This is a genomic window from Emticicia oligotrophica DSM 17448, from assembly GCF_000263195.1.
GTDB classification, from domain to species: Bacteria; Bacteroidota; Bacteroidia; order Cytophagales; family Spirosomataceae; genus Emticicia; species Emticicia oligotrophica.
Map to the genome: position 1 here is coordinate 527,587 of NC_018748.1, position 21,936 is coordinate 549,522.

Annotated in this window: 19 protein-coding genes; 12 read left to right on the forward strand and 7 right to left on the reverse strand. The window is 35.3% G+C overall.

The annotated features are described in order from the left end of the window. Window positions 1–166: 166 nt before the first annotated feature. Both EMTOL_RS02285 and EMTOL_RS02290 read left to right on the forward strand, forming a co-directional pair. Complete coding sequence (locus tag EMTOL_RS02285; RefSeq protein ID WP_015027643.1) at window positions 167–1,162, forward strand: GRP family sugar transporter; 996 nt, start codon at window positions 167–169, stop codon at window positions 1,160–1,162. Between the two features lie 200 nt (window positions 1,163–1,362). Further along, window positions 1,363–3,144 carry an ABC transporter ATP-binding protein gene (locus tag EMTOL_RS02290; protein ID WP_015027644.1) on the forward strand — a complete coding sequence of 594 codons (1,782 nt, stop codon included), beginning with the start codon at window positions 1,363–1,365 and terminating at the stop codon, window positions 3,142–3,144. Between the two features lie 51 nt (window positions 3,145–3,195). On the opposite strand, the gene EMTOL_RS02295 is transcribed toward EMTOL_RS02290, so the two are convergent. Continuing rightward, window positions 3,196–3,636: a hypothetical protein gene (locus EMTOL_RS02295; protein WP_015027645.1), complete on the reverse strand. Its 441-nt coding sequence runs from the start codon at window positions 3,634–3,636 to the stop codon at window positions 3,196–3,198. Between the two features lie 121 nt (window positions 3,637–3,757). Continuing rightward, on the reverse strand, window positions 3,758–4,378 hold the full coding sequence (locus tag EMTOL_RS02300) for a MarR family winged helix-turn-helix transcriptional regulator (protein ID WP_015027646.1): 621 nt from the start codon (window positions 4,376–4,378) through the stop codon (window positions 3,758–3,760). A gap of 199 nt (window positions 4,379–4,577) precedes the next feature. On the opposite strand from EMTOL_RS02300, the gene EMTOL_RS02305 reads away from it, so the two are divergent. The 4 genes from EMTOL_RS02305 to EMTOL_RS02320 all read left to right on the forward strand — a co-directional run bounded on the left by EMTOL_RS02305 (window position 4,578) and on the right by EMTOL_RS02320 (window position 8,817). Continuing rightward, window positions 4,578–5,255 (forward strand): ABC transporter ATP-binding protein, encoded by a 678-nt coding sequence (locus EMTOL_RS02305; protein WP_015027647.1) that lies wholly within the window; start codon window positions 4,578–4,580, stop codon window positions 5,253–5,255. 35 nt (window positions 5,256–5,290) lie between these two features. Continuing rightward, on the forward strand, window positions 5,291–6,241 hold the full coding sequence (locus tag EMTOL_RS02310) for an HlyD family secretion protein (protein ID WP_015027648.1): 951 nt from the start codon (window positions 5,291–5,293) through the stop codon (window positions 6,239–6,241). Window positions 6,242–6,280: 39 nt separating this feature from the next. Then, on the forward strand, window positions 6,281–7,399 hold the full coding sequence (locus tag EMTOL_RS02315) for an ABC transporter permease (RefSeq protein ID WP_015027649.1): 1,119 nt from the start codon (window positions 6,281–6,283) through the stop codon (window positions 7,397–7,399). A 101-nt stretch (window positions 7,400–7,500) separates the two neighbouring features. Then, the gene (locus EMTOL_RS02320) at window positions 7,501–8,817 is read left to right on the forward strand and encodes a TolC family protein (protein WP_015027650.1); all 1,317 of its coding nucleotides are present in this window, start codon (window positions 7,501–7,503) and stop codon (window positions 8,815–8,817) included. A 50-nt stretch (window positions 8,818–8,867) separates the two neighbouring features. Here EMTOL_RS02320 and EMTOL_RS02325 read toward each other — a convergent pair whose 3' ends face one another. After that, window positions 8,868–9,557: an HAD family hydrolase gene (locus EMTOL_RS02325; RefSeq protein ID WP_015027651.1), complete on the reverse strand. Its 690-nt coding sequence runs from the start codon at window positions 9,555–9,557 to the stop codon at window positions 8,868–8,870. 24 nt (window positions 9,558–9,581) lie between these two features. Continuing rightward, window positions 9,582–10,589: an adenosine deaminase gene (gene add, locus EMTOL_RS02330; protein WP_015027652.1), complete on the reverse strand. Its 1,008-nt coding sequence runs from the start codon at window positions 10,587–10,589 to the stop codon at window positions 9,582–9,584. Between the two features lie 94 nt (window positions 10,590–10,683). Here add and EMTOL_RS02335 point away from each other — a divergent pair, with 94 nt between their 5' ends. The 6 genes from EMTOL_RS02335 to EMTOL_RS02360 all read left to right on the forward strand — a co-directional run bounded on the left by EMTOL_RS02335 (window position 10,684) and on the right by EMTOL_RS02360 (window position 15,294). Next, window positions 10,684–11,322, forward strand: a complete 639-nt coding sequence (locus EMTOL_RS02335) for a Crp/Fnr family transcriptional regulator (RefSeq protein WP_015027653.1) — start codon at window positions 10,684–10,686, stop codon at window positions 11,320–11,322. A 255-nt stretch (window positions 11,323–11,577) separates the two neighbouring features. Then, window positions 11,578–12,465 (forward strand): S1 family serine peptidase, encoded by an 888-nt coding sequence (locus EMTOL_RS02340; RefSeq protein ID WP_015027654.1) that lies wholly within the window; start codon window positions 11,578–11,580, stop codon window positions 12,463–12,465. Between the two features lie 147 nt (window positions 12,466–12,612). After that, on the forward strand, window positions 12,613–12,963 hold the full coding sequence (locus EMTOL_RS02345) for an RNA recognition motif domain-containing protein (RefSeq protein ID WP_015027655.1): 351 nt from the start codon (window positions 12,613–12,615) through the stop codon (window positions 12,961–12,963). Then, a complete protein-coding gene (locus EMTOL_RS02350) occupies window positions 12,960–14,204 on the forward strand; it encodes a DEAD/DEAH box helicase (RefSeq protein WP_015027656.1) in 1,245 nt (414 codons plus the stop codon). The genes EMTOL_RS02345 and EMTOL_RS02350 overlap by 4 nt, the downstream gene beginning before the upstream one ends. 3 nt (window positions 14,205–14,207) lie before the next feature. Next, on the forward strand, window positions 14,208–14,438 hold the full coding sequence (locus tag EMTOL_RS02355; RefSeq protein WP_015027657.1) for a VF530 family protein: 231 nt from the start codon (window positions 14,208–14,210) through the stop codon (window positions 14,436–14,438). A 664-nt stretch (window positions 14,439–15,102) separates the two neighbouring features. Next, window positions 15,103–15,294 carry a cold-shock protein gene (locus EMTOL_RS02360; RefSeq protein WP_015027658.1) on the forward strand — a complete coding sequence of 64 codons (192 nt, stop codon included), beginning with the start codon at window positions 15,103–15,105 and terminating at the stop codon, window positions 15,292–15,294. A gap of 73 nt (window positions 15,295–15,367) precedes the next feature. Here the strand turns inward: EMTOL_RS02360 and EMTOL_RS02365 are convergent, their stop codons facing one another. The 3 genes from EMTOL_RS02365 to EMTOL_RS02375 all read right to left on the reverse strand — a co-directional run bounded on the left by EMTOL_RS02365 (window position 15,368) and on the right by EMTOL_RS02375 (window position 21,629). Further along, window positions 15,368–17,515 (reverse strand): glycoside hydrolase family 97 protein, encoded by a 2,148-nt coding sequence (locus EMTOL_RS02365; protein WP_015027659.1) that lies wholly within the window; start codon window positions 17,513–17,515, stop codon window positions 15,368–15,370. 48 nt (window positions 17,516–17,563) lie between these two features. Then, entirely contained in the window at window positions 17,564–19,339 is a 1,776-nt protein-coding gene (locus tag EMTOL_RS02370) for an ABC transporter ATP-binding protein (protein WP_015027660.1), read from the reverse strand. Window positions 19,340–19,421: 82 nt separating this feature from the next. Further along, the gene (locus EMTOL_RS02375; RefSeq protein WP_015027661.1) at window positions 19,422–21,629 is read right to left on the reverse strand and encodes a B12-binding domain-containing radical SAM protein; all 2,208 of its coding nucleotides are present in this window, start codon (window positions 21,627–21,629) and stop codon (window positions 19,422–19,424) included. Window positions 21,630–21,936: the final 307 nt, after the last annotated feature.

Here is a 21,936-nt window from a genome sequence, read left to right on the forward strand (position 1 = left end):
CTCGGCTTCGCTCGGCCACCGTACTGATTCGGCTTCGCTCGACCACTGTAGTGATTGAATTTCGTTCGGTTACCGAACATTTTTTTGATTTTGGTGAATGAGTGTAGTCGAAGCCCAAAATCAAAAACATCTTATTTGACTTTACCTATTTTAAACTAAATAAATTATGTTTATCATTCAAAATTATACACTTGCTGTAATTTTTACATTTGTTACGATGCTCTGTTGGGGTTCATGGGCCAATACTCAAAAACTAACATCAAAAGATTGGCGTTTTGAGGCTTTTTACTGGGACTATGTATTTGGAATTTTATTAATGTCTATCATTTTTGCTTTCACCTTTGGTAGTATAGGCGAAGGTGGGCGAAGTTTTCTAGCCGATATAAAACAAGCTGATAATCAAAGTATTCGGTCTGCAATCTTCGGGGGTATTGTGTTTAATGCAGCCAATATTCTGTTAGTTGCAGCCATCACCATTGCTGGCATGTCGGTTGCTTTTCCAGTCGGAATTGGTTTAGCATTAGTCATTGGAGTAGTTGTTAATTATATAGATAATCCAGTAGGAGATAAATCCATGCTCTTTGGTGGCGTAGCATTAATTGTCTTGGCGATTTTACTAAATGCCAATGCCTACCGAAAAATGCAAAGCAATCAAGGAAATGTTTCTACAAAAGGTTTAGTTTTATCAGTGATAGCGGGGATTCTAATGGGCTACTTCTACAAATACGTGGCAGCATCAATGTTTTCTGATTTTAATGTACCCGAAGCGGGAAAACTGAGTCCTTATACGGCGGTTTTCTTTTTTGCAATTGGAGTTTTATTAAGCAATTTCCCATTTAATACTTTATTGATGAAACGTCCTTTTGTTGGTCCACCCATCAACTATACTGATTATTTTGGAGGTTCGTTTAAAAATCACTTAATGGGAATTTTAGGTGGAATGATTTGGTGTAAAGGAATGTCATTTAACATCATTGCTTCAGGAAAAGCTGGCCCTGCTATATCTTATGGATTAGGTCAGGGAGCCACCATAGTAGCCGCTATTTGGGGTATTTATATCTGGAAAGAATTCAAAAATGCACCTAAAGGTACTTCCCTAATCTTAAATATGATGCTTTTATGTTACATCATTGGATTGGGGATGATTATTGCCGCAAGATAACATTTATTATTTTTAGTTAAGCCTGAGCGTGACCTACCTTATTTAATACTGCAAATAAGGTAGGTCACGTTTATTTTTTGATATAGAAATAATATGAATTTTTGACTAAAAAAGGTTTCATTGCAACAATTTTTAAAAAATCGTTGTTAAAAACTTATGAGTAAACAAACTCAGAATTCAGCACAAATAACTCAGAAGTCTTGAAACATCTTGCTTACCTCAACAAATACTTTCTAAAATATAAATGGTATCTAATTTTAGGTACTATTTTCACAATTATATCAAACCTCTTTGGTATCATTCCCGCTCAAATCGTGCGTCATGCCCTCGATTTGGTCAAAGAAACCATAGATGTCTATTTCTTGTTTGAAAACTCGCAAACACAAAAGTCGATGTATGAAGTTTTCACCACAAGTATTAGTATTTATGGGCTATTAATTTTGGCAATGGCTATTGCCAAAGGTGTGTTTCTTTTTGCTGTTCGCCAGACACTTATCGTTATGTCCCGCCATATTGAGTTCGACCTCAAAAATGAAATATACGCTCATTATCAGACACTTCCATTGAGTTTTTACCGTCAAAATAACACGGGCGACTTGATGGCTCGTATTTCGGAAGATGTAAGTAAAGTACGTATGTACGTTGGGCCATCGCTCATGTACTTGATGAATATGTTTGTTTTGGTTGTGCTTGTGTTAAGTTATATGTTTTCGGTTAACGCACGTCTCACATGGTGGGTTTTATTGCCTATGCCTGTACTTTCTGCAAGTATTTTTATTGTGAGTAGCACCGTTAATAAACGTTCAGAAGAAATTCAGAGAAGTCTTTCAAAGCTATCAACATTCGTTCAAGAAGCGTTCTCTGGGATCAGGGTTTTAAAAGCATTTGCTCGAGAAGATGATTCAGCGAAAAGATTCAATCTAGAAAGCGATGTTTACAAACAAAAGTCTTTATCGCTCACTTGGGTTGATGCTTTATTCTCGCCAACTACTGCCCTACTCATTGGTTTAAGTACAGTACTTTGTGTATATATTGGTGGTCAAGAAATTATTGCGGGTCGCCTTACACCGGGTAATGTTACAGAGTTCATCATGTATGTATTCATGCTCACATGGCCACTTATTGCTTTGGGTTGGACTTCAAGCCAAATTCAACGAGCGGCTGCCTCACAAAAACGTATCAATGAGTTTTTGCACGAAAAATCTGAAATCGTTTCTAACAAAAATCTTACAACTCCAATAGAAGGAAATATTAGCTTCAAAAATATTGATTTTACTTATGTAGATTCAGGTATTCAAGCTCTTAAAAACTTTAATCTTGATATTAAGGCTGGCGAATCTGTTGCCATTTTAGGTACGACTGGTTCTGGTAAAAGTACCATTGCTAATCTAATTGTAAGAATGTATGACACCAACAAAGGCGATATTTTTGTAGATGGTCATTCAATAAAAGATTATAATGTTCAATACTTACGTAGTCAGATGGGATATGTACCACAAGAAGTTTTCTTATTCTCTGATACGATTATGAATAATGCCAAATTTGGTTCGCCCAATATAAGTGATGAACAAGTAATTCAAGCTACCAAAGATGCTGATTTGTATCAGAATATCATGGATTTTCCTGATAAATATGAAACTAAACTTGGTGAAAGAGGTATCACGCTTTCGGGTGGACAGAAACAACGTCTTTCAATAGCACGTGCGATTGCTCGTGAACCAAAGATTTTGATTTTAGATGATTGTCTTTCAGCGGTGGATACAAATACCGAAAATATTATCTTGAACAATCTCCAACGCATCATGCAAAACCGTACTTCGGTTATTATTTCACATAGAGTTTCTTCTGCAAAATTGGCAGATAAAATCTTGGTTTTGGACAACGGCGAAGTAATCGAACAAGGCACTCACGAGGAGCTTTACGAAAAAGGTGGAGCTTATCGTGAACTCTACGAAAAGCAATTACAAACTGAGGAGGTTTAAAAAAGATGTAAAAAAAGGAAGTCTTCGCTTAAAGCGAAGACTTCCTTGAAATTAGTATCTTCTACTGTATCTATCATCATAACGCTCACGACTGTTTCTAAAATCATCGTAAGTTACTCGGTCACCATCGCGTTTTTCACGATTAATCCAACGATTCAAAACTGCCAAATCTTCAACTAAATCTCGGCGTTCGCGAGGGTCGAGCACACCATCACGTTTATAACGATTCTCTTTATATTCAATTCGCTCTACTTCACGCAATAATCGTTTTGATTCACGAGAAGTAATACGCCCCGTCTCAATTCCCCAAGCAATCTGGCGACGGGCTTCACGTTGATAACTATCAATTCGGTCATAACCCCCTCTACCATAATTATCATTTCTTTCACGTCGTTCATAGTCATTACGTTCAGCACGATTATCATAACCTCTTTGTGCATTGGCCACGATAGCACTTGCTACCAACACTGCCATAATCATTAGCTTTCTCATAGTCTTCAATTATTTTGTTTTCAATAGTTTAAAAATTCTCAAATCTTAGAATTTACTACTTAGATGCAAAAATTAATCGAAGGGTTTATTTGGCGTTTTGTTAATGATTGTTAATGTAAATTTACTTGGTTAGAATTTCAAAAGCTTCGTTAAACTCAGAAACTCGAACTTCCTTAAAACGCTCATTATGGAAATTATCCAATCGTTTTAGAATATTCACTACCATTTCTTTTTCGCTAGCCGAAAGTGTATCAAATGCCATAACTCCTACCTTATCCATGTACGACATACTTTCACTAAGAACCTGTAAGCCTTTTTCGGTGATTCTCACTCGCTTTGAGCGTTTATCATTTTCATCTGGGAATTCTTCTACCAAATCGGCCGCAATTAAACGCTTGATAATATCAATTCCAGATGGAAATTCCGATAACATTTCATAAATCAATTCACTCTTCTTGGGCGTTCTCAAATCCATTAATGAAATTAAATATACCCAATCTTCGAGGTTATTTAGTGGGAAATGGTCGAGTGCTTTTTTAGCGTAATGATTAGAAAACTTTACCAAACGCCCCATCAAACTTGCTAATTGTGCATTAATGGGTAGTTTTAGTGTATCAGTTACATATCTTGTATCGTTATTTTCGGCTAAATAACGAACACAAAAATCTGTAATGCTCATCTCTGGGTTTTCATCTTCATATTTCGACCAAAGATTCACTAATTCTACTATTTTTTTACTCATTTCTAAATCTTAGCTTTTTCGGTTCGAATAATTATTCCTTTTTACTAAACAAAATAAAAGAAACTTTGTTTTCATAATAAAACTACTCATAAAAATATGTTTTCGAAATAAAATTAATAAATTACTTGGAAATAAAAACGAAAACATACTATTTTTACGAATAAAAAATACAATTACTACAAAAACATACTAACATACCATGATTGCTCTACTCGAAGGTGCTGGCAAAGAATATGAAGTTGGCGACCAAAAAATAGTGGCATTACACCCGACCTCCTTACAGCTAAACGAAGGTGAACTTATGCTTATCATTGGTCCATCGGGTTCTGGTAAAACAACCTTACTTTCATTGTTGGGCTGCGTAATTTATCCTTCATTTGGCGATTTATGGGTTGCGGGTAAACACATCAATCAATTAAAGGGGAAAGAACTCTCTAAACTACGCCTCGATACCATCGGTTTTGTGTTTCAGAGCTTTAATTTACTTGCTCCGCTCAATGCAGAAGATAATGTTGCATTACCGCTTAAATTACAAGGATATTCTAATACAGAGGTAAAAAATAAAGTACAAAAAGCACTTGAAATAGTTGGCATGACCGAACGTAGAAAGAACTTACCCAAGCAACTTTCAGGCGGTCAACAACAACGTATAGCCATTGCCCGTGCATTAGTTACTGAACCAAAACTTATTCTCTGCGATGAACCAACCGCATCTCTTGATAAAGATTCCTTGGAGATAGTCATGAAAGAACTACGAGCCTTAGCAAAAAAAGGTAAATCTGTGGCGGTTGTCACGCATGACCCTCGTTTGGAAGCATACGCCGACCGTGTCGTAGAAGTAAAAAATGGCATTGCCACCGAGATTTTTAAATCATAAAAACATATTAAACTATCATCAGCTCAATAACAACCATGAAAAATTTCTTATCAATCATATTTGTTCTGGCAGTATTGACTTCGTGCAATAAAAAAGCCGATAATGATGCTACCCAAAAAGCCAAAGCCGATTCTCTAGCGAAAGTACCAACCACCAATAACCAAATTTTAGGGGTTGCTAGAATAGAACCAGAAGATGGAATTCTACAATTAACCGCGGGTACAAGCGGACGAGTTTTAGCTGTTTTGATAAAAGAAAACCAAGAAGTAGCCAAAGGGCAAAACTTATTGCAAATAGAAAACAGTATAGAGCAAGCTCAATTAGAGCAATCTGAAAGTAAAATTAGCACTCAAAAAGCAGCTGTTGCAGTTAGTCAAGCTAATTTGGAAACAGCAAGAGTTAACTTAAAAAATGCCAGAGATACTTATGAGCGAAATCTTCGTCTTTTTGAAGGAAATGCTCAAACCAAACAAGCCCTCGACGACAGCAAAGCTACCGTTGACAAACTAACAAAAGAGGTTGAAACTGCTGCTGCGAATATCGAACAAGCGAAAAGTAAAATCAATGAAATACAAGCTGACATAAATTATTTCCGAACGGTTGTAAATCAGAAGAAATCGGTGGCACTTTTGGCGGGTAAAGTTTTGAAAGTATTGACTAAAACTGGGGATTATGTCAATAACACCACCCAAATCGCAGAATTTGCTCCAAAAGGTTCACTCATTGCCAAAACTGAAGTAGATGAACTTTATGCCGAAAAAATTCAATTAGGACAAAAAGCTTTCATCATTTCACAAACAACTGGTGATACGCTTGCTCAAGGTTCGGTTAGCTATGCGGCCGATTATTTGAAGCAAAAATCTCTTTTCAAAGACCAATCAACTGAACAAGAAGACCGACGTGTACGTGATGTTTCGATTAGATTAGAATCAGGAAAAATGCCACTCATCGGTAGCCGTGTAGATTGTGTCATTTTATTGAAATGAGTAAGTAATTAGCCAATTACTGATAACAGAAAAATAACTATGTTAAAAGAAGCATTCAAATTTATGTGGTACGACAAGACCAAAATGTTTGGAATCTTGTTCGGAATCATCCTATCAGTCTTTCTGATTGGGCAAAATATTGGCATTTGTTTTTCGCTACTCAATAGTACAATTTCATTAGCAAAATATAACCAAAAATATATTTGGGTAGTAAGCGATAAAAGTCAACAAGTATCAGACCTACCGCTACTTGACATGCGGATTTACCGAGAATTAATGAGTATCAATGGCATAAAAAAGGTAAATCAATTGGTTGTTGGAGCAGGAAGTGCGAAGTTTAGTAATGGCACTAAAACAGGAATCACCATGATTGGTACGCAAGCTCCAAGTTTTGCGGGTGGGCCATGGAAATTTGCTTATGGAAACTTACAAGACCTGCAACAAGAAGGTGCAGTGATTGGTGATGCATACGACCCAATTCAAGCAAAAAACATCAAATTAGGTGATCATTTTGAGTATAATGGCAATCGAGTAGTGATGATTGGGCAAACTAAAGGAGCCAAAGGTTTAGGTATTGCCTACGCTTTTACTACGGTGGAAAGGGCTCGAAAACTATGTAAAATTCCAACTACAAAAGCTTCGGCATTCCTGGTAGAAAAAGTAGATGGAGCTTCTACCGAACAAGTAATCAACGCGATAAACAAAGAAATTCCGGGAGTAAAAGCTCGTGATGGAGCAGCCTATACCAATGAAAGTTTGAAATATTTTGCCCTAAATAGTGGCATTGTTTCTTCCTTCGGAATCTTAGTTGTATTTGCCATCATTACAGGTTTTGCGATTGTTGGTCTAACCATGTTTTCGGCAGTAACCGACCGCTTAAAGGATTACGGAACAATTAAAGCCATTGGTGGTACAAATGCTATCATTAGAAAACTGATTCTTTGGCAAGCAATTATCTACTCTTTCATTGGTTTTATAATTGCCTATACCCTCCTCTACGGGTTCGTGCAAGCCACTAAAACTAATTTAGATATTCAGCTTACACCTGAGTTAATCTTATTTTTGGTTATAGTGACATTGATAATTGCAGTTTTGGGTAGCTTATTAGCGATGCGTAAAATTATCAAGCTTGAGCCAGCTGCCATATTTAGGCTTTAAAAGCCTCGGTATGATGCTTTATTTTTTCCGTTTGGTACAAAAAAACAATTGTAAATCAATTTTACTGATTTACTTTAAACAAATATTCATAAATCAGAATTATGAAAACAAATATCATCAAAGCATTTACTTTTCTCTATATGTGCTTGCAAGTGGGCGTTGTTAATGCTCAAAAAATAAGTTTGAACGAAGCCATTCAAAAAGGACTTGAAAACCGACTTGAACTAAAAAGCCAAGCCTTAAATATTGAAATAGCCAACCAAGAAAACGAAAAAGTAAAAGCCCGTTGGCTGCCACAAGTCAGTGCTAATGCCGATGTAAGATGGAATACTCAGCTTCAAACGACCGTATTACCCTTTGCATTACCTGGTTCGAGCGAATCACAAACTACGGTGCAATTAGGACGCCCCTTCAACAATACTTTTGCTCTTCAAGCTGAACAAAAGGTGTATGATGCCAATAAAAAAGTGGATAAGCAAGTAAATGCCACTCAAATTGAGGTTCAGAAAAATACGCTTGAACAACAAAAAATTAATATCCGTCAAGCAATTACCGAGGCTTACTATTCGGCAGTTTTTAATAAAGAAAAACTAAAATTATCTGAAACTGCCCTTCAAAGAGCCACCGCTTATTTAGAGGCCGCTCAAGTAAAATTCGAGCAAGGGGCTATTTTGAAAAATGATTTAGATAAGTTTTCGCTCGATGTGAGCAATGCAAAACTTACGCACACAAAAAATCAACAAGATTATGAATTGAGTTTGGTTTCGCTGCAATATCAGCTTAATACCAATGATAAAAGTGAACCAGCAGAAGATTTAACTTCGGTTTTTAGCTACTCACAAGTTGTTGAAAATCAACTAAATACTGATAAACGAACAGAATTGAAAGTCGAAGAATTTAATCTTCAACTCAATGAACTTAATGCTCAGAAGCAGAAAGTTAAAAATTTACCGACAATCTCTGCTTACGGAAATTACTCGTTTTTTCAATTAGCACAAACCTTTAACCCTTTTGCAAGTGGAACTTGGTTTCCTGCCAATTACATAGGTATTCGGGCAAATATTCCAATTTTTGACGGAAAACAAGCTAAACTTTCAACGCAAGACTACGTTATTCGTCAGAAAATTAATCAGTACAATATTGAAAGATTGAAAAACGATTTCAATTATGAGTCGAAAAGCACTTGGAATACATTACAGCAATCGAAATTAAACCTAGAGGAAGCGAAGAAAAATATCACGCTTGCACAACAGATTTTAGAAACTGATAAATTTAGGTTCGAAAAAGGTGTCATTGTTGTTTCTGACCTTAAAAATTCAGAATATTCACTACAAAACGCCGAAAATCAGTACTTAAGCAGTATTTATAACTTCTTGGTAGCAAGTGTTAGGTATAAAAAAGCAAGTGGAAATTTGTAAGAAAATAATAATAATTAGAGACAAGGCGTGCCTTGTCTCTAATTATAAAACTACGCCAATAAAAACGGCAAAATATCTTTGATTACATCTACTTTTGTAAATTTTGGATTGTCAATATTATGCTCAACTTGCTCGTATGCCCATGTCGTATGATAAGGTACATGCACAGCGTACCCACCCGCATCTAAAACTGGTAAAACATCAGATTTTATCGAATTTCCTATCATCAAAAATTCTTCAGGTTGAATATCCAAATGCTTGATAAGCTTCTCATAATCAGGCGTTTTCTTTTCACTCATAATTTCAATATGGTGAAAAAAGTGTTCAATTCCAGATTTCTTCAATTTACGTTCTTGGTCGAGTAAATCACCTTTTGTAGCTACTACAATTCGGTAATCTTTTGATAAAGCTTGTAAAGTTTCTTCCACACCATCGAGTAACTCGATTGGTTTTTGTAGCATTTCCTTGCCATTTTCAATGATTTTCTCTAAAATCTTTACATTTAGTGTGTTGTCGGTAATTCTAAGAGCCGTTTCAACCATACACAATGTAAAGCACTTTACACCATAACCATACAAAGGTAAATTTTGCATTTGTGTTTTGAAAAGTTCTTGAGAAATTGAATGATGGGGTAAATAATCTTCCAATAAAGCACAGAATTTATGCTCATTTTCTAAGAAATAGGGTTCATTTACCCAAAGGGTATCATCGGCATCGAAGGCAATTACTTTAATATTCATTGTATTTGTGCTTAAAAAAATCCTTTAATAATTAATTTCAACCCACATTTCCTCTATCTTTTTAGCTAAAGTACGCTTTTTTTCAGAAGAAATAAAGGCATGCTTGATGGCTTCCAAATTACATTGCTTGAAATACTCCTTCTGCCAATTAAATTGATTTTCTAGTAATTCATATTCATGCTTTAAATCAACATCAGAGATAGTTCGAGCATCGGTATTAATACTCATCGAAACACCACTTTGGTATATTTTATCAACTGGATGATGTTCAATACTTTCTACCACATTGGTTTGCACATTACTGGTTGGGCAGACTTCCAAATGAATATCATTTTGTTTCAAAAACTCCATCAATTTTGGGTCTTCAACGCTCCTAACACCATGCCCAATTCGAGTTGGATGAAAATGTTGAAGTGTTTCCCATACACTTTCTGCTCCTTTGGCTTCACCCGCGTGAGCAGTTATGTGTAATTTATTTTCTTTAGCAAAAACAAATGCTTTTAAATGATTATCAATCGGGAAACCCGCTTCGTCAGCCGCAATATCAAAACCAATTACATTTGACCCTTCGAATTCCTTGACTAAGTTTACGGTTTCCATACTTTGTTGCTCTGAAAAGTGGCGAAGCGTGCAAAGTATCAGACCTGCTTCTACACCTGTTTGACTAATTCCTTCACTTACGGCTTCATTCACTACTTCAACCACTTCTACCGAACTTAATCCTTTGAATGTATGTAAGAGTGGAGCAAACCTAATTTCAGCATAAATAACATACTCTTTTTTCAGTTGCTCAAACAAATCAAGCGTCACTAAACGCAATTGTTCTTTGGTCTGCATTAAATTACAGCCACTCACCGCTCGGGTGATATAATCAGCCAAATCTGTGCATTTGGGTGGAGCTACAAATGATTCTCGATAGGTTTCAAAACTAATAGTTGGGTCAATTTTATTGACTACTTCAAAACTCAAACAACAATCTAAATGCAGGTGAAGCTCAACTTTAGGTAGTAGAGAATAATCAGTTCTTTTCATCGAATAATTAAAGATATTTTTCGCAAACGAAATGTTTTGCAAAATTGCACATTAGATTTACGTAAAAAAAGGACAATTGTCCCAGCCGTCAAAAATGATTCGCTACAACCAAGTATTACTTCATTGTATTTCAGAAATAGCCAAAACCGATAAAAGGATTTCTGAGAAAGAAATTAAAGCAAACGAGAAGCTTGTTTTACAAAATGAAGAAGTAAATCATGTTTATATCATCAAAGAAGGCATTGCCAAATGTTTCATTACTGAAAATAATGGCAAAGATTATATTCTTGAATTTTTTGGTATTGGAGAAATCATCGGTGAATTAGAAATACTTAATTCGAGCAAAAGTTTATCGAATGTAGAAGCCATCAGTTCACTCTCACTTTATAAGATTTCGAAGCAAACATTTTTGGAAATACTTAAATTTAATTGGAATTTTAACCAATTAATTCTACAAACTTTAGCCACAAGATTGGCTCAAACAGCCAGTAGAGCATCCTATCAACAAAACTATCCTTTAGAATATTCTATCCTAAAACTCATTTATTTGTTCTCAAATCAACCATTCAAACTCAATAAAAAAGACTTATCCGATTATTTGGGTATCACAACGAGAAGTTTGAATAGAACGTTATTAGCTCTTCAGCAAAAAGGAATTTTAGAGGGCGATTCTCTGAATTTAGTTATTGATCAAAGCGAAATTGCCAAAATACTGAACTCTTTTGAGAAATAGCTCTAACATTCAAATTCCTCAGGTTATAACGTAGTTAATTTTATGGTAAAATTTATTCTTTCGGGGCTAAATATTGTTACATAACAAAGATTAAATAGTATGTATTAGGTACATATTTCATGCGTTCAACCCACTAATTGTTTAAATTTCTACAAAACCATTTCCATAAAATTGTTTTTTATACTTAATTTATCGTTTTCAAAATTCTATTCGTTACTTTGTGCATTCACCAATAAGTGCTTTTAAAAATAAACTATGTTTGTTGATGCCATTGAAGAAGTTGGACGATTTACTCGCCCTATTCATTTTATTACTCGAAACTATAACGACACGGTAGTAACACCTGGTGCTGCAACTATGTTTTTTGTGAACGAATTTGCATGTGCTGTCACTTGTAAACATGTTATAGACTTAATCGGGAATAGAACTTATATTAATCAACGATACGCAAATTTTCGTCGTGAACGAGATGCCCTCGTGCGAAATCATCATTACCAAAAACATATCAGAGGACTTGAGAACAAATATGATTTTGGTACAGAAACCATTGCTGAATTAAGTGAAAGATTTATCGACTGTACGGCCGACCCTACCCTACGCTTTCGCTGGATAAATCACCCAAAATATGATTTATCAATTATTATTTTCGAACAATTTCAACGACCACTTTACCAATCTTATGCTCATTTTGTAAAAGATAGTTCGATACTTAAACAAGGAAAATCTTTATGCCGTTTAGGTTATCCATTTCCAGAATTTACGAACTTTAAATATGACCCAGAAGCTGATGAAATTTCGTGGACAAATACAGGAATCATCGGTACGCCTCGCTTCCCAATTGACGGAATGCTTACAAGACATTTGGTAGAAAATGGCGAATTATATGGCGTTGAATTGAGTACACCTGGCTTACGTGGACAAAGCGGTGGGCCATTGTTTGACCGAAACGGACTTGTTTGTGGCATGCAAAGTAAGACAAACGCACTGCATTTGGGTTTTGATATGCACAATGTTTCACACAATGTGAATGGTAAGGTGGTGAAAGTAAATAATCAACCATTTTTACACGTCGGCCACTGCATCCATGTCGATATCATCAAATCATTTTTAGCACAAAACGGAGTCAAGTTCTATGAGGCTTAAACCAGATTCCAACAAGCACTGGTAGCTCATAAATACTTAGTTTTAGACTAATTTTCTTAAAATTCACAGAAAAAACCATAAAAAGCCTTAGCTAATTTTAAGTGCCGATTGCTTTTCTGTACTTTTGTAAAAAATAAAAAGCAAATAATGGATATTTTTGTAGGTAGCTTACCTTTTAAGCTGAAAGAAAAAGACTTAAAAGACCTTTTTGAGAAATATGGAGAAGTAACTTCAGTAAAAATTGTTAAAAGTCAAGTTACTCGCCAAAACAAAGGCTTTGGTTTTGTGGATATGCCTAATGAAGAAGAAGTGCGAAAAGCTATCTTCGAATTGAATGGTTTTGAAATTATGGGGCGAAATTTAGAAGTTAGTTTGTCGGAAAAGAAAGATAAATCAAAGCCAGCCAAAAAACCTAAGCTCAACTCTCAGGGCAATTTATTTGTAAAAGAAAGTAGTTTTAAACCTTTCAGAGGGTTTGATAAAAAAGGTAAACGATGAAATTCGACGATTATAGTATTTCTAACGAACTTAAACGAAATATCGCATCGCTGGGTTTTAAACGTCCAACCGATATTCAGTTTAAATCAATTCCACCGATTCTTCGTGGCGAAGATGTTTTGGCCATCGCCCAAACTGGAACGGGCAAAACCGCCGCCTTTGCTATCCCAATTATCAGTATTTTGCAAGAAATGAAGCATTCACCCCGATACAAAGAAGGGGTAAAATGTATCGTCCTCGAGCCTACGCGTGAGTTAGCTTTACAGATAACGCAAGTTTTCCAAAAAATGGCCAAAGGTACTAAAGTAGAAACCCTTTGCTTATTTGGAGGAGTTGAGCAAGCACCACAAGTAGAAAAAATAGAAAAAGGGGTAGATATTCTGATTGCAACGCCCGGTCGTATGTTTGATTTGATTTACCAAAAACATCTAAAAATTACAGGTGTAGAAATTTTAGTCCTTGATGAAGCTGACCACATGCTCGATTTAGGATTTATCAAAGATATACATGATGTAAAGAAATTTTTACCTAAGTTTCATCAAACGCTCTTCTTTTCGGCTACAATCAATGAACAAATCAAGAAGATTGCTTATTCTTTGGTAAGAAATCCGATTCGTATTCAAATTTCTCCAAAAGACCCAGTTTCAAAGAATATTACGCACTCGGTAGCTTTTGTTGAAATGGATGATAAACGCTTTTTCTTGGAGCGAGTAGTAAACGAAAATCCAGAAAGCAAAATTTTGGTTTTTGTACGTACGAAAGTTAGAGCCGAGCGTGTAAAAGCCGCAATGCAACGGGTAGGGATAGAAAGCGAAACCATTCACGGAGATAAAGAACAAGAAAATCGGTTAGAAGTTTTAGATAAATTCAGAAATAGTGAAGTCAAAATTCTGATTGCAACCGATGTAACTGCCCGTGGAATTGATATTGCTGATGTTGACTATGTAGTGAATTATGACTTGCCCGATGTACCCGAAAATTATGTGCACCGCGTAGGCCGAACTGGTCGAGGCATGAAAAAAGGTTTGGCAGTATCTTTTTGTTCGACAGAAGAAAAACCAATTTTGCAGGAAATTGAAAACTTTATGGGTAAATCTATCAGAGTTTTAGAACTTGATTCAAAAGAATATTCTGAAACCATTGATTTCTCAAAAGATACAACTAATTATGATTTGAAAGCATTATTGAAAGAAGCAGAAGCTCTGGAAGAAATGCGGAAGAAAAACAAAAAAAAGAAATAAAAAATGGGAAATGAACAACCCAATAATCCTTTACACGGGATTACACTTGAACGAATTTTGAAGGAATTACGCGATTATTACGGCTGGGACCAAATGGCCTATCATATCAATATCAACTGTTTTTCGAATAATCCTTCGTTGAGTTCGAGTCTTCGCTTTCTACGAAAAACCGATTGGGCAAGAAAAAAAGTCGAAAAACTGTATTTGCGAATGATTGAAGAACAGAATAGATAAAACAAAACCGCCCCATTGCTGGAAGCGGTTTTTACTTTTTTTACTTTTTGGTTACGGGAAGGTTTACTATCGGAGCGAAAATCAATTTCGCTATTATATCTGAAGCTATTATTTCATTAGCCTTGAGTCTCTATTATCAAATTTCTTTATCAATATGAGTAAACGATAGCATTTTATTGTTGTGAATCAGCTTAATTATTTCACAAATTCATCAATAAAACCCTATTTCATTACACGTAATTTATTATATATTATGATTTTGGAATAGCCTTCATTAAACTAAACAAGAAGGATAGTTTCGCCCGAAGTTAATGTGAATGGTCAGAGTCAAGCATTGATAAAAACAATTTGCTTGAAGGCGTAAAAGATGTTGCGTAGTAATTAGAATTGGATGGTTACAGTTAAAATACTCAAATAAATTACCTAAACTAAACCAAGGTCAATTCTGAATGTATATATTTTATATAACGAACTAAAATTAGAATAAAATTTTGAAATTTCCAAAGAATTCGACTCTTTTTCACATAATTAAGCCCATTTTGAGTATATTTACTTAATCTTTTAAAAATAGAACTTCATAAAAATAAAAGATTATTTACTATTTCTTTGAATATCAATTTATTTACTTACATTTGTACTTTCAAGTACTAATTACAAATACAAAATGTCTACTGGAACAGTAAAGTTTTTCAATGAAACCAAAGGATTTGGTTTTATCAAAGTGAGCGGGTCTAATCAAGAAATCTTCGTTCACGTATCAGAATTAAAGGATCAAATCCGTCAAGATGATGAAGTAGTTTTCAACATCCAAGAAGGAAAAAGAGGCTTAAATGCGGTAAACGTGAAATTGGCTTAATTATATCAAACATATATAATTATTGGAAAAGCTCTTGAATAATCAAGGGCTTTTTTGATGCTGTTTCAATTAATTACTGATTCCCACAACCATCTATATAAGCTTTAAAAATGCTTCCGTACTGAACTTGAAAACCAGGTTGCAAGACAATAGATTTTGCAGCATCGTAAATGACATTTGCAGGTTGAACAATCATATTATTTGCTATGATGGACTCCAATGCTTCATATTTAATAGTAGAACTTACGATATTTGTTAGGTTATAATTAGATTGACAGGCAGCTCTTTTCAAAACCATCATAAAACCTCCAAAGGGCTGCATACTTATGTTTGTAGATTGATTACTTTGCACTTGATAATTTGTTTCAGAGGTATGAATATCCCGTGGCGTTACGCCATCGCTTAATAACTGCATGATATAATCACCAGTATTTACAAATGATAGCGATAAAGAAATACTCCTTAATTGATTTTCTCCATTAATGCCCGAAATATACCAATTCTCTCCTTTTCTTCGAGCCATCACAACGTGTGTACCTGGAAATCCATCTATCAAACGAGTTTCATCCCATACGGTGGGTAGATTACTAATAATTGTTTGAGCCAATACTGGAAGATTTGTATAACTATCAACTTTATCTACCAAGTGTGTTAGCCCCGATTCAAAGGTATTCAATAATGCAATTTCATGCACATCGGTTGTGAGGTGCCCTACACCTCGTCCCCAACCAATAATAGTGGGAGTATAATCCATCGGACCGATTACATTTCTTGTAAATGGTAAAATTGTATGATGCTGTGGTGCATTAGGCAAAAAACCACCGTCAAAAATATATGCCTCTGAGCCTTTAACTGCCTCCATTGCAACTAAATTGGGATACGTACGAGACCAACCTTTAGGAACAACATTTCCATGAAAATTTACCATTAATTCGTAGTCTGCGGCATCTTTCAAAATATCAATATATAGCTTTATTAATTCTTGTTTATCACTTTGAATATAGTCGATTTTTACACCCTTGATACCGAGTTCATGAATACGAGCAAATTCTTGTCGTCGTGTTACTTGAGCGTGCATTAAGTCTCGTGGTTGTTCGCTGTAATCATTGGAAGGACCGCCCGAATTATACCATAACCAAAGTTTTACATTTTTACTATTAGCATAAGAGACGAGGTCGTTTATATTCCCACCATTTCCCATTAGATTCCAGTTAGCATCTATCAAAGAATAAGGAAGGTTTAGTTGCGAAGCTAAATCAACGAAAGATTTAAGTTTATCAAAATTTGTAGGACTACTAAGATCTGACCACCAACTCCATGTAGCAATACCAGGTTTTATCCATGAAACATTATGAATCTCAGATGGTTTACTAACGTGTGAAACAAGATTAGACTCAACAACTTGATTGATTTGTTTGCCAATAATAATTACCCGCCATGGCATTGCCCATGGTAGTGTAGAACTGGCGTAAAAAGGAGAGTTATTTCCATCATCTGAACTTGGGGCAGCAATCGAAAAAGTACCATTCCCATAGTATGAGTTCAAATGTGCTGCATAAAACTTTTCATCTAAATCAGCCTCAGTAACTAATACCCAAGCGTTGGTCGTTTGAAAAAGAGCAGGGAATGCAAGTCCATTAAATTGGTTAAAGGTTTGATTAAGACTTATACCATTCTGGTAAAGTTTTTCATAAACGGGTCTGAAATTATCATACCCTTGAATCCACATCTTACTATTATTTACGGGAATCTGGATAGTAGTATTCTCTTCTGCTACGAAATATGTATCACTAGATTGTTCGGGGAATCGATAACGAAACGCAATTCCTTCATTATAAGCTCTAAAAATTACTTGCAATTTTTTGTTACTACTATGTACAAAATTCAATGTTAGCTCGTTGGCATAATTACGGAGCTGTAATTGTTTACCAATAGATACTGAATAATTTTCATCAATAATAACATTACTTGAACTTTCATAGTCCAAGTCCTTATAAAAAGATTGGTCAAAACGGGAAACTCCTAATTTAGAATTTTCAATAATTGTTTGCCAACTTGAAGATTCTAAATATTTGACAAAGTATTGAAGCTCTCCATTACTTTCGTTACGTTCAACAGTTGCCTTAATTTTTCCATTAGGAGATGTTATTTCCCAACTTTGAGCAATAGACACGTATGAGAAAAATGATATCAAAAGTATCAAGAAGAGACTACGTTGCATTGAGGAATTTTTTTATTAATAAAACCAAAAATACTCAATTTAATAGCCCTAAGCAAACATCTCTTTATACTGCATATTATACAAGTTGGCATAAAACCCATCGAGTTTTAACAATTCTTCGTGGTTACCCTCTTCCATAATTTGTCCTTTATCAAGCACAATAATTTTATTGGCTTTTTGAATTGTACTTAATCGGTGAGCAATGACAATAGAAGTTCGCCCACGCATAAGTTTGTCAATTGCATTTTGAATGAGTTCCTCCGTTTCAGTATCTACTGATGAAGTAGCTTCGTCGAGTACAATCACTTTAGGGTCATGTACCATAGCACGTACAAAGGAAATCAACTGACGTTGTCCAACTGAAAGTGTCGAACCACGCTCTTGTACATTATAATCGTAATCGTTTGGCAATTGCATGATAAAGTCATGCACCCCAACAAGTTTGGCAGCTTCAACAATTTTTTCTCTTGAAATACTACTATCGCCTAATGTTATATTATTTTCAATTGTATCAGAGAATAAGAAAACATCTTGTAATACAACGCCAATTTGTTCTCGAAGGCTACGTAATTCATAATCTTTCACATCAGTTTCATCAATAAGAATTTGGCCCTTATTTATCTCATAAAACCTTGAAAGTAAATTAATTATCGAAGATTTTCCTGCTCCTGTAGCCCCTACGAATGCCACCGTTTCACCTTGATTGACTTTAAATGAAATATCTTTTAGTACGTAGTTTTCATCATTATAGGCAAACCAAACATTCTTAAACTCAACTGCCCCTTTCAGATTGGCCTTTTTTGAGCCATCATTCGCTGTATAATCATCACTATCCAATAATTTCAAGATTCTATCTGTACTCACAATACCCATTTGTAAGGTATTCATTCTATCAGCAATCATTCTAATCGGACGGAAGAAAATATTAATAAACATAATAAATGCTGTTACCGTACCGTAAGTAACTTCTGCATTCAAAATTTGCTTCGCTCCAAACCAAACAACTAAACCTGTTCCAAGAGCAGCAATTACCTCTGCTACAGGGTAATACACCGAATAATACATAATTGATTTGATGTTTTCATCACGGTGTTTTGTATTGATTTTATAAAACTTTTCGTACTCAATTTTTTCAGAATTAAAAATCTGCACGATGCTCATTCCAGTAATGTGTTCTTGTACAAAAGAATTCAGATTCGCCACAGCATTTCGAACTTCATTAAACGATTTCTTTACTTTTTCCTTGAAAATATATGTACTTATGAGCATGAAAGGAATAGTGGAAAGACTAATCAACGAAAGTTTCCAATCAGTATAGAACATCACTGAAATGATGAGAATGAGCTGAAGAATATCACCAGCAATAGCGGCAATTCCATCGCTGAAAACATCAGCTAAAGTTTCAATATCAGAAATTGTACGAGTAACTAATCTACCAATGGGCGTATCATCAAAGAATTTTAAACGCAGATGCAAAATTTTGTGGTAAAGCTGCACGCGAATATCACGAATAATATTCTGACCCAACCACCCCGCTAAATATGTATTGGTAAACTGTATGAGCGATTGCACCACTAAAAGGCCAATCATGGCGGCCATCATTTGGGCAAGACCCGTATAATCACCAGCAGAAACGGGGCCATCTATAGTTTTACGAATTAATAGTGGAAGAGCGGGTGCTAATGCTGCACCAAGCATAATGCTTAATACTAAGCTGTAAAACTTAGCATTATATGGTTTGATAAATTGGAATAGTCGCTTCAAAACTTCCCAATCGAAGATTTTTCCTGAAGGTGAAGTTTCGTTTTTTTGTATTTCTGCCACAGTGATTATTTCGTTGAAAGTACCAATTAGGTAACTAATTTTCTATATCAATAGTTTCACTTTATTAGATTTCCCCCTCGTCCTACAAACCTAAAAGTCCATAATCACGAAGTAGGTTAACGGGTTTATTGTACCAAAAAAGCTCAAAATCTTCAAAGCCTGCTTTTTCGTATAAATCTTTGATTTCTTGAAATGTATATACTTTCGGACTTTTAGTAGATATTTTTTCTAAGATTTCTACTAACCATTCGCCTTGAGCTTCATTAAGCTTTAAGCTAAAAGTTTCTTTTTTATCATGAAAAGTTAAAGTAGCTGTCTGATAAGTCTGACCTTTCTTTGTAGTGTTTGCATAACTCACCGAAGGCTTTTTTCCTAACCAAACTACTTTCGTATTGGGTTTCATCAGAAAGCTTCCTTCATCTTCCAAAAGAGCGTTTTCGATATAATTTTTAGGAATTTTAGTTCGAGGAACCTTAAAATCAAACCACTCTTGTAAAGGATAATCGAAGCACATACCGTGCATATAATTGAGCAATGATTTCTTCAATCCATAGCTAAATGCCTCGTGGTCAGCACCTTTGGGGTCAGCAAAGGTAAGGTCATTATTCGCAAACGAACCTATCTCATAATTATCTCTTACGGCGGCAAACTTTTCAGGATACATTCCCACTGGGCTATGGGCTGTCATAGCAAATTGATGCCAAAAACCCGATTGTAGAGTACCTATTTCAAACATTTGGCGAACCATTTCGAGCGAATCAATAGTTTCTTGAGCGGTTTGTGTAGGGAAACCATACATCAAATAGGCATGAACCATAATGCCTGCTTCCGTGAAATTGCGAGTAACCTGTGCTACCTGTGCTACCGTAACCCCTTTTTGAATTAAATCAAGCAAACGGTCGGAAGCAACCTCCAAACCTCCCGATACTGCAATACAACCAGATGCCTTCAAAAGTTGGCATAAATCTCTACTAAAACTCTTTTCAAACCTAATATTAGTCCACCACGTTACTGTAAGTTTCCTGCGAAGTATTTCCAAAGCTAGAGCACGCATCAGAGCAGGAGGAGCAGCTTCATCAACAAAATGAAACCCATTTTCGCCAGTTTGCTCAATAAGTTGCTCCATTCGGTCACATAAAAGTTTGGCGGCTACGGGTTCGTAGATTTTTATGTAATCAAGAGAAATATCACAGAATGTACATTTCCCCCAATAACAACCATGTGCCATAGTAAGCTTATTCCAGCGGCCATCGCTCCACATTCGGTGCATTGGATTAACAATTTCAATGACCGAAATGTATTTATCTAAAAGTAAATCACTGTAATCGGGGGTTCCTACTTCTGATTGTTTATAATCCTTCAATAATGAATTATTTTTATAAACTACTTTTCCTTCTTCGAGAATAAAAGTTCTCTTTAATAAAGCATCTGAGAGCGTGTTAGCAGAAAGAGTATTGATTATTTCTTCCAATGGGGCTTCACCATCATCAAGTGAAATAAAATCAAAGAACTCAAATACTCTAGCATCTGATAATGAGCGTAGTTCTGTATTGGCAAAGCCTCCTCCCATGGCAACTTTTGTATTAGGAAAATTTTTCTTTACCCACTGCCCTACTCGAAAAGCACTATAAAGGTTTCCTGGAAATGGCACCGAAATAAGAAGTAATTTCGGTTGAATTTTAGCCATTCTTTCGGCAAGAATTTCGATTAAAATTTTATCAATATAGCTGTATTTTTCTTGTAAAATTCCATATAATTCATCAAAACTATTAGCAGAACGCCCTAAGCGTTCGGCGTAGCGACTAAAGCCGAAATACGGGTCAACACATTCACTGATTAAGTCAGATAAGTCTTCGAGATAGAGTGTCGCTAAATGCTTGGCTTTATCTTGCATTCCCATCGAACCAAACGCCCATTCAAGGTCTTCGAGTTGAGCGAATCGAGAAGCTTCGGGCAAAAAACTATCTTGACAAATCTGATTAGCTAAAGTTGGATTTTTTCCTTGCAAAAAACCAATAACTGCATCTACGGTCTGAATATAATCTTCTTCTAAGGCTATTATCCTTTGAGCATTTTCACTCCATTGTGTGTTATTAGAAGTGTTTAAGTGGTCAAAAAGGGCAGTCAGACCTTTTTTAGAAAATAAAGCTAAAATTACTTCAATACCTAAATCGGCTTGGAAGCATGAAATATTTTTCGTGTTTAAAAATCCTTTGATGTAAGCAGTGGCTGGATACGGCGTATTCAGTTGCGTAAAAGGGGGCGTTATGGCAAATACTGTTTTAGTCAAAATAGTAAAATTTCGAAGTTTATTGACGTTCTATTCTATATTATTTGATTAACTAAATTTCAAAATTTAGTTAATCATTTATTAAAATACCAATTATAATCTCGAGCGGAAGCTTCCATCTGTATCTTTTCACCGCTCGTTAATATTATTAATGTAAAAATAGTCATAAATAGCATCTTCACCCTAAGCTATAAAAACTTTTAGCTTTAAGATTAAGATAAAAAGAAGAATAGAAACTGTAAAAAAATACCTTTTCTAATGAGAATCAAAGTAGAAGAGAATCAGTGAGGTTTTCTCAAACCTCACT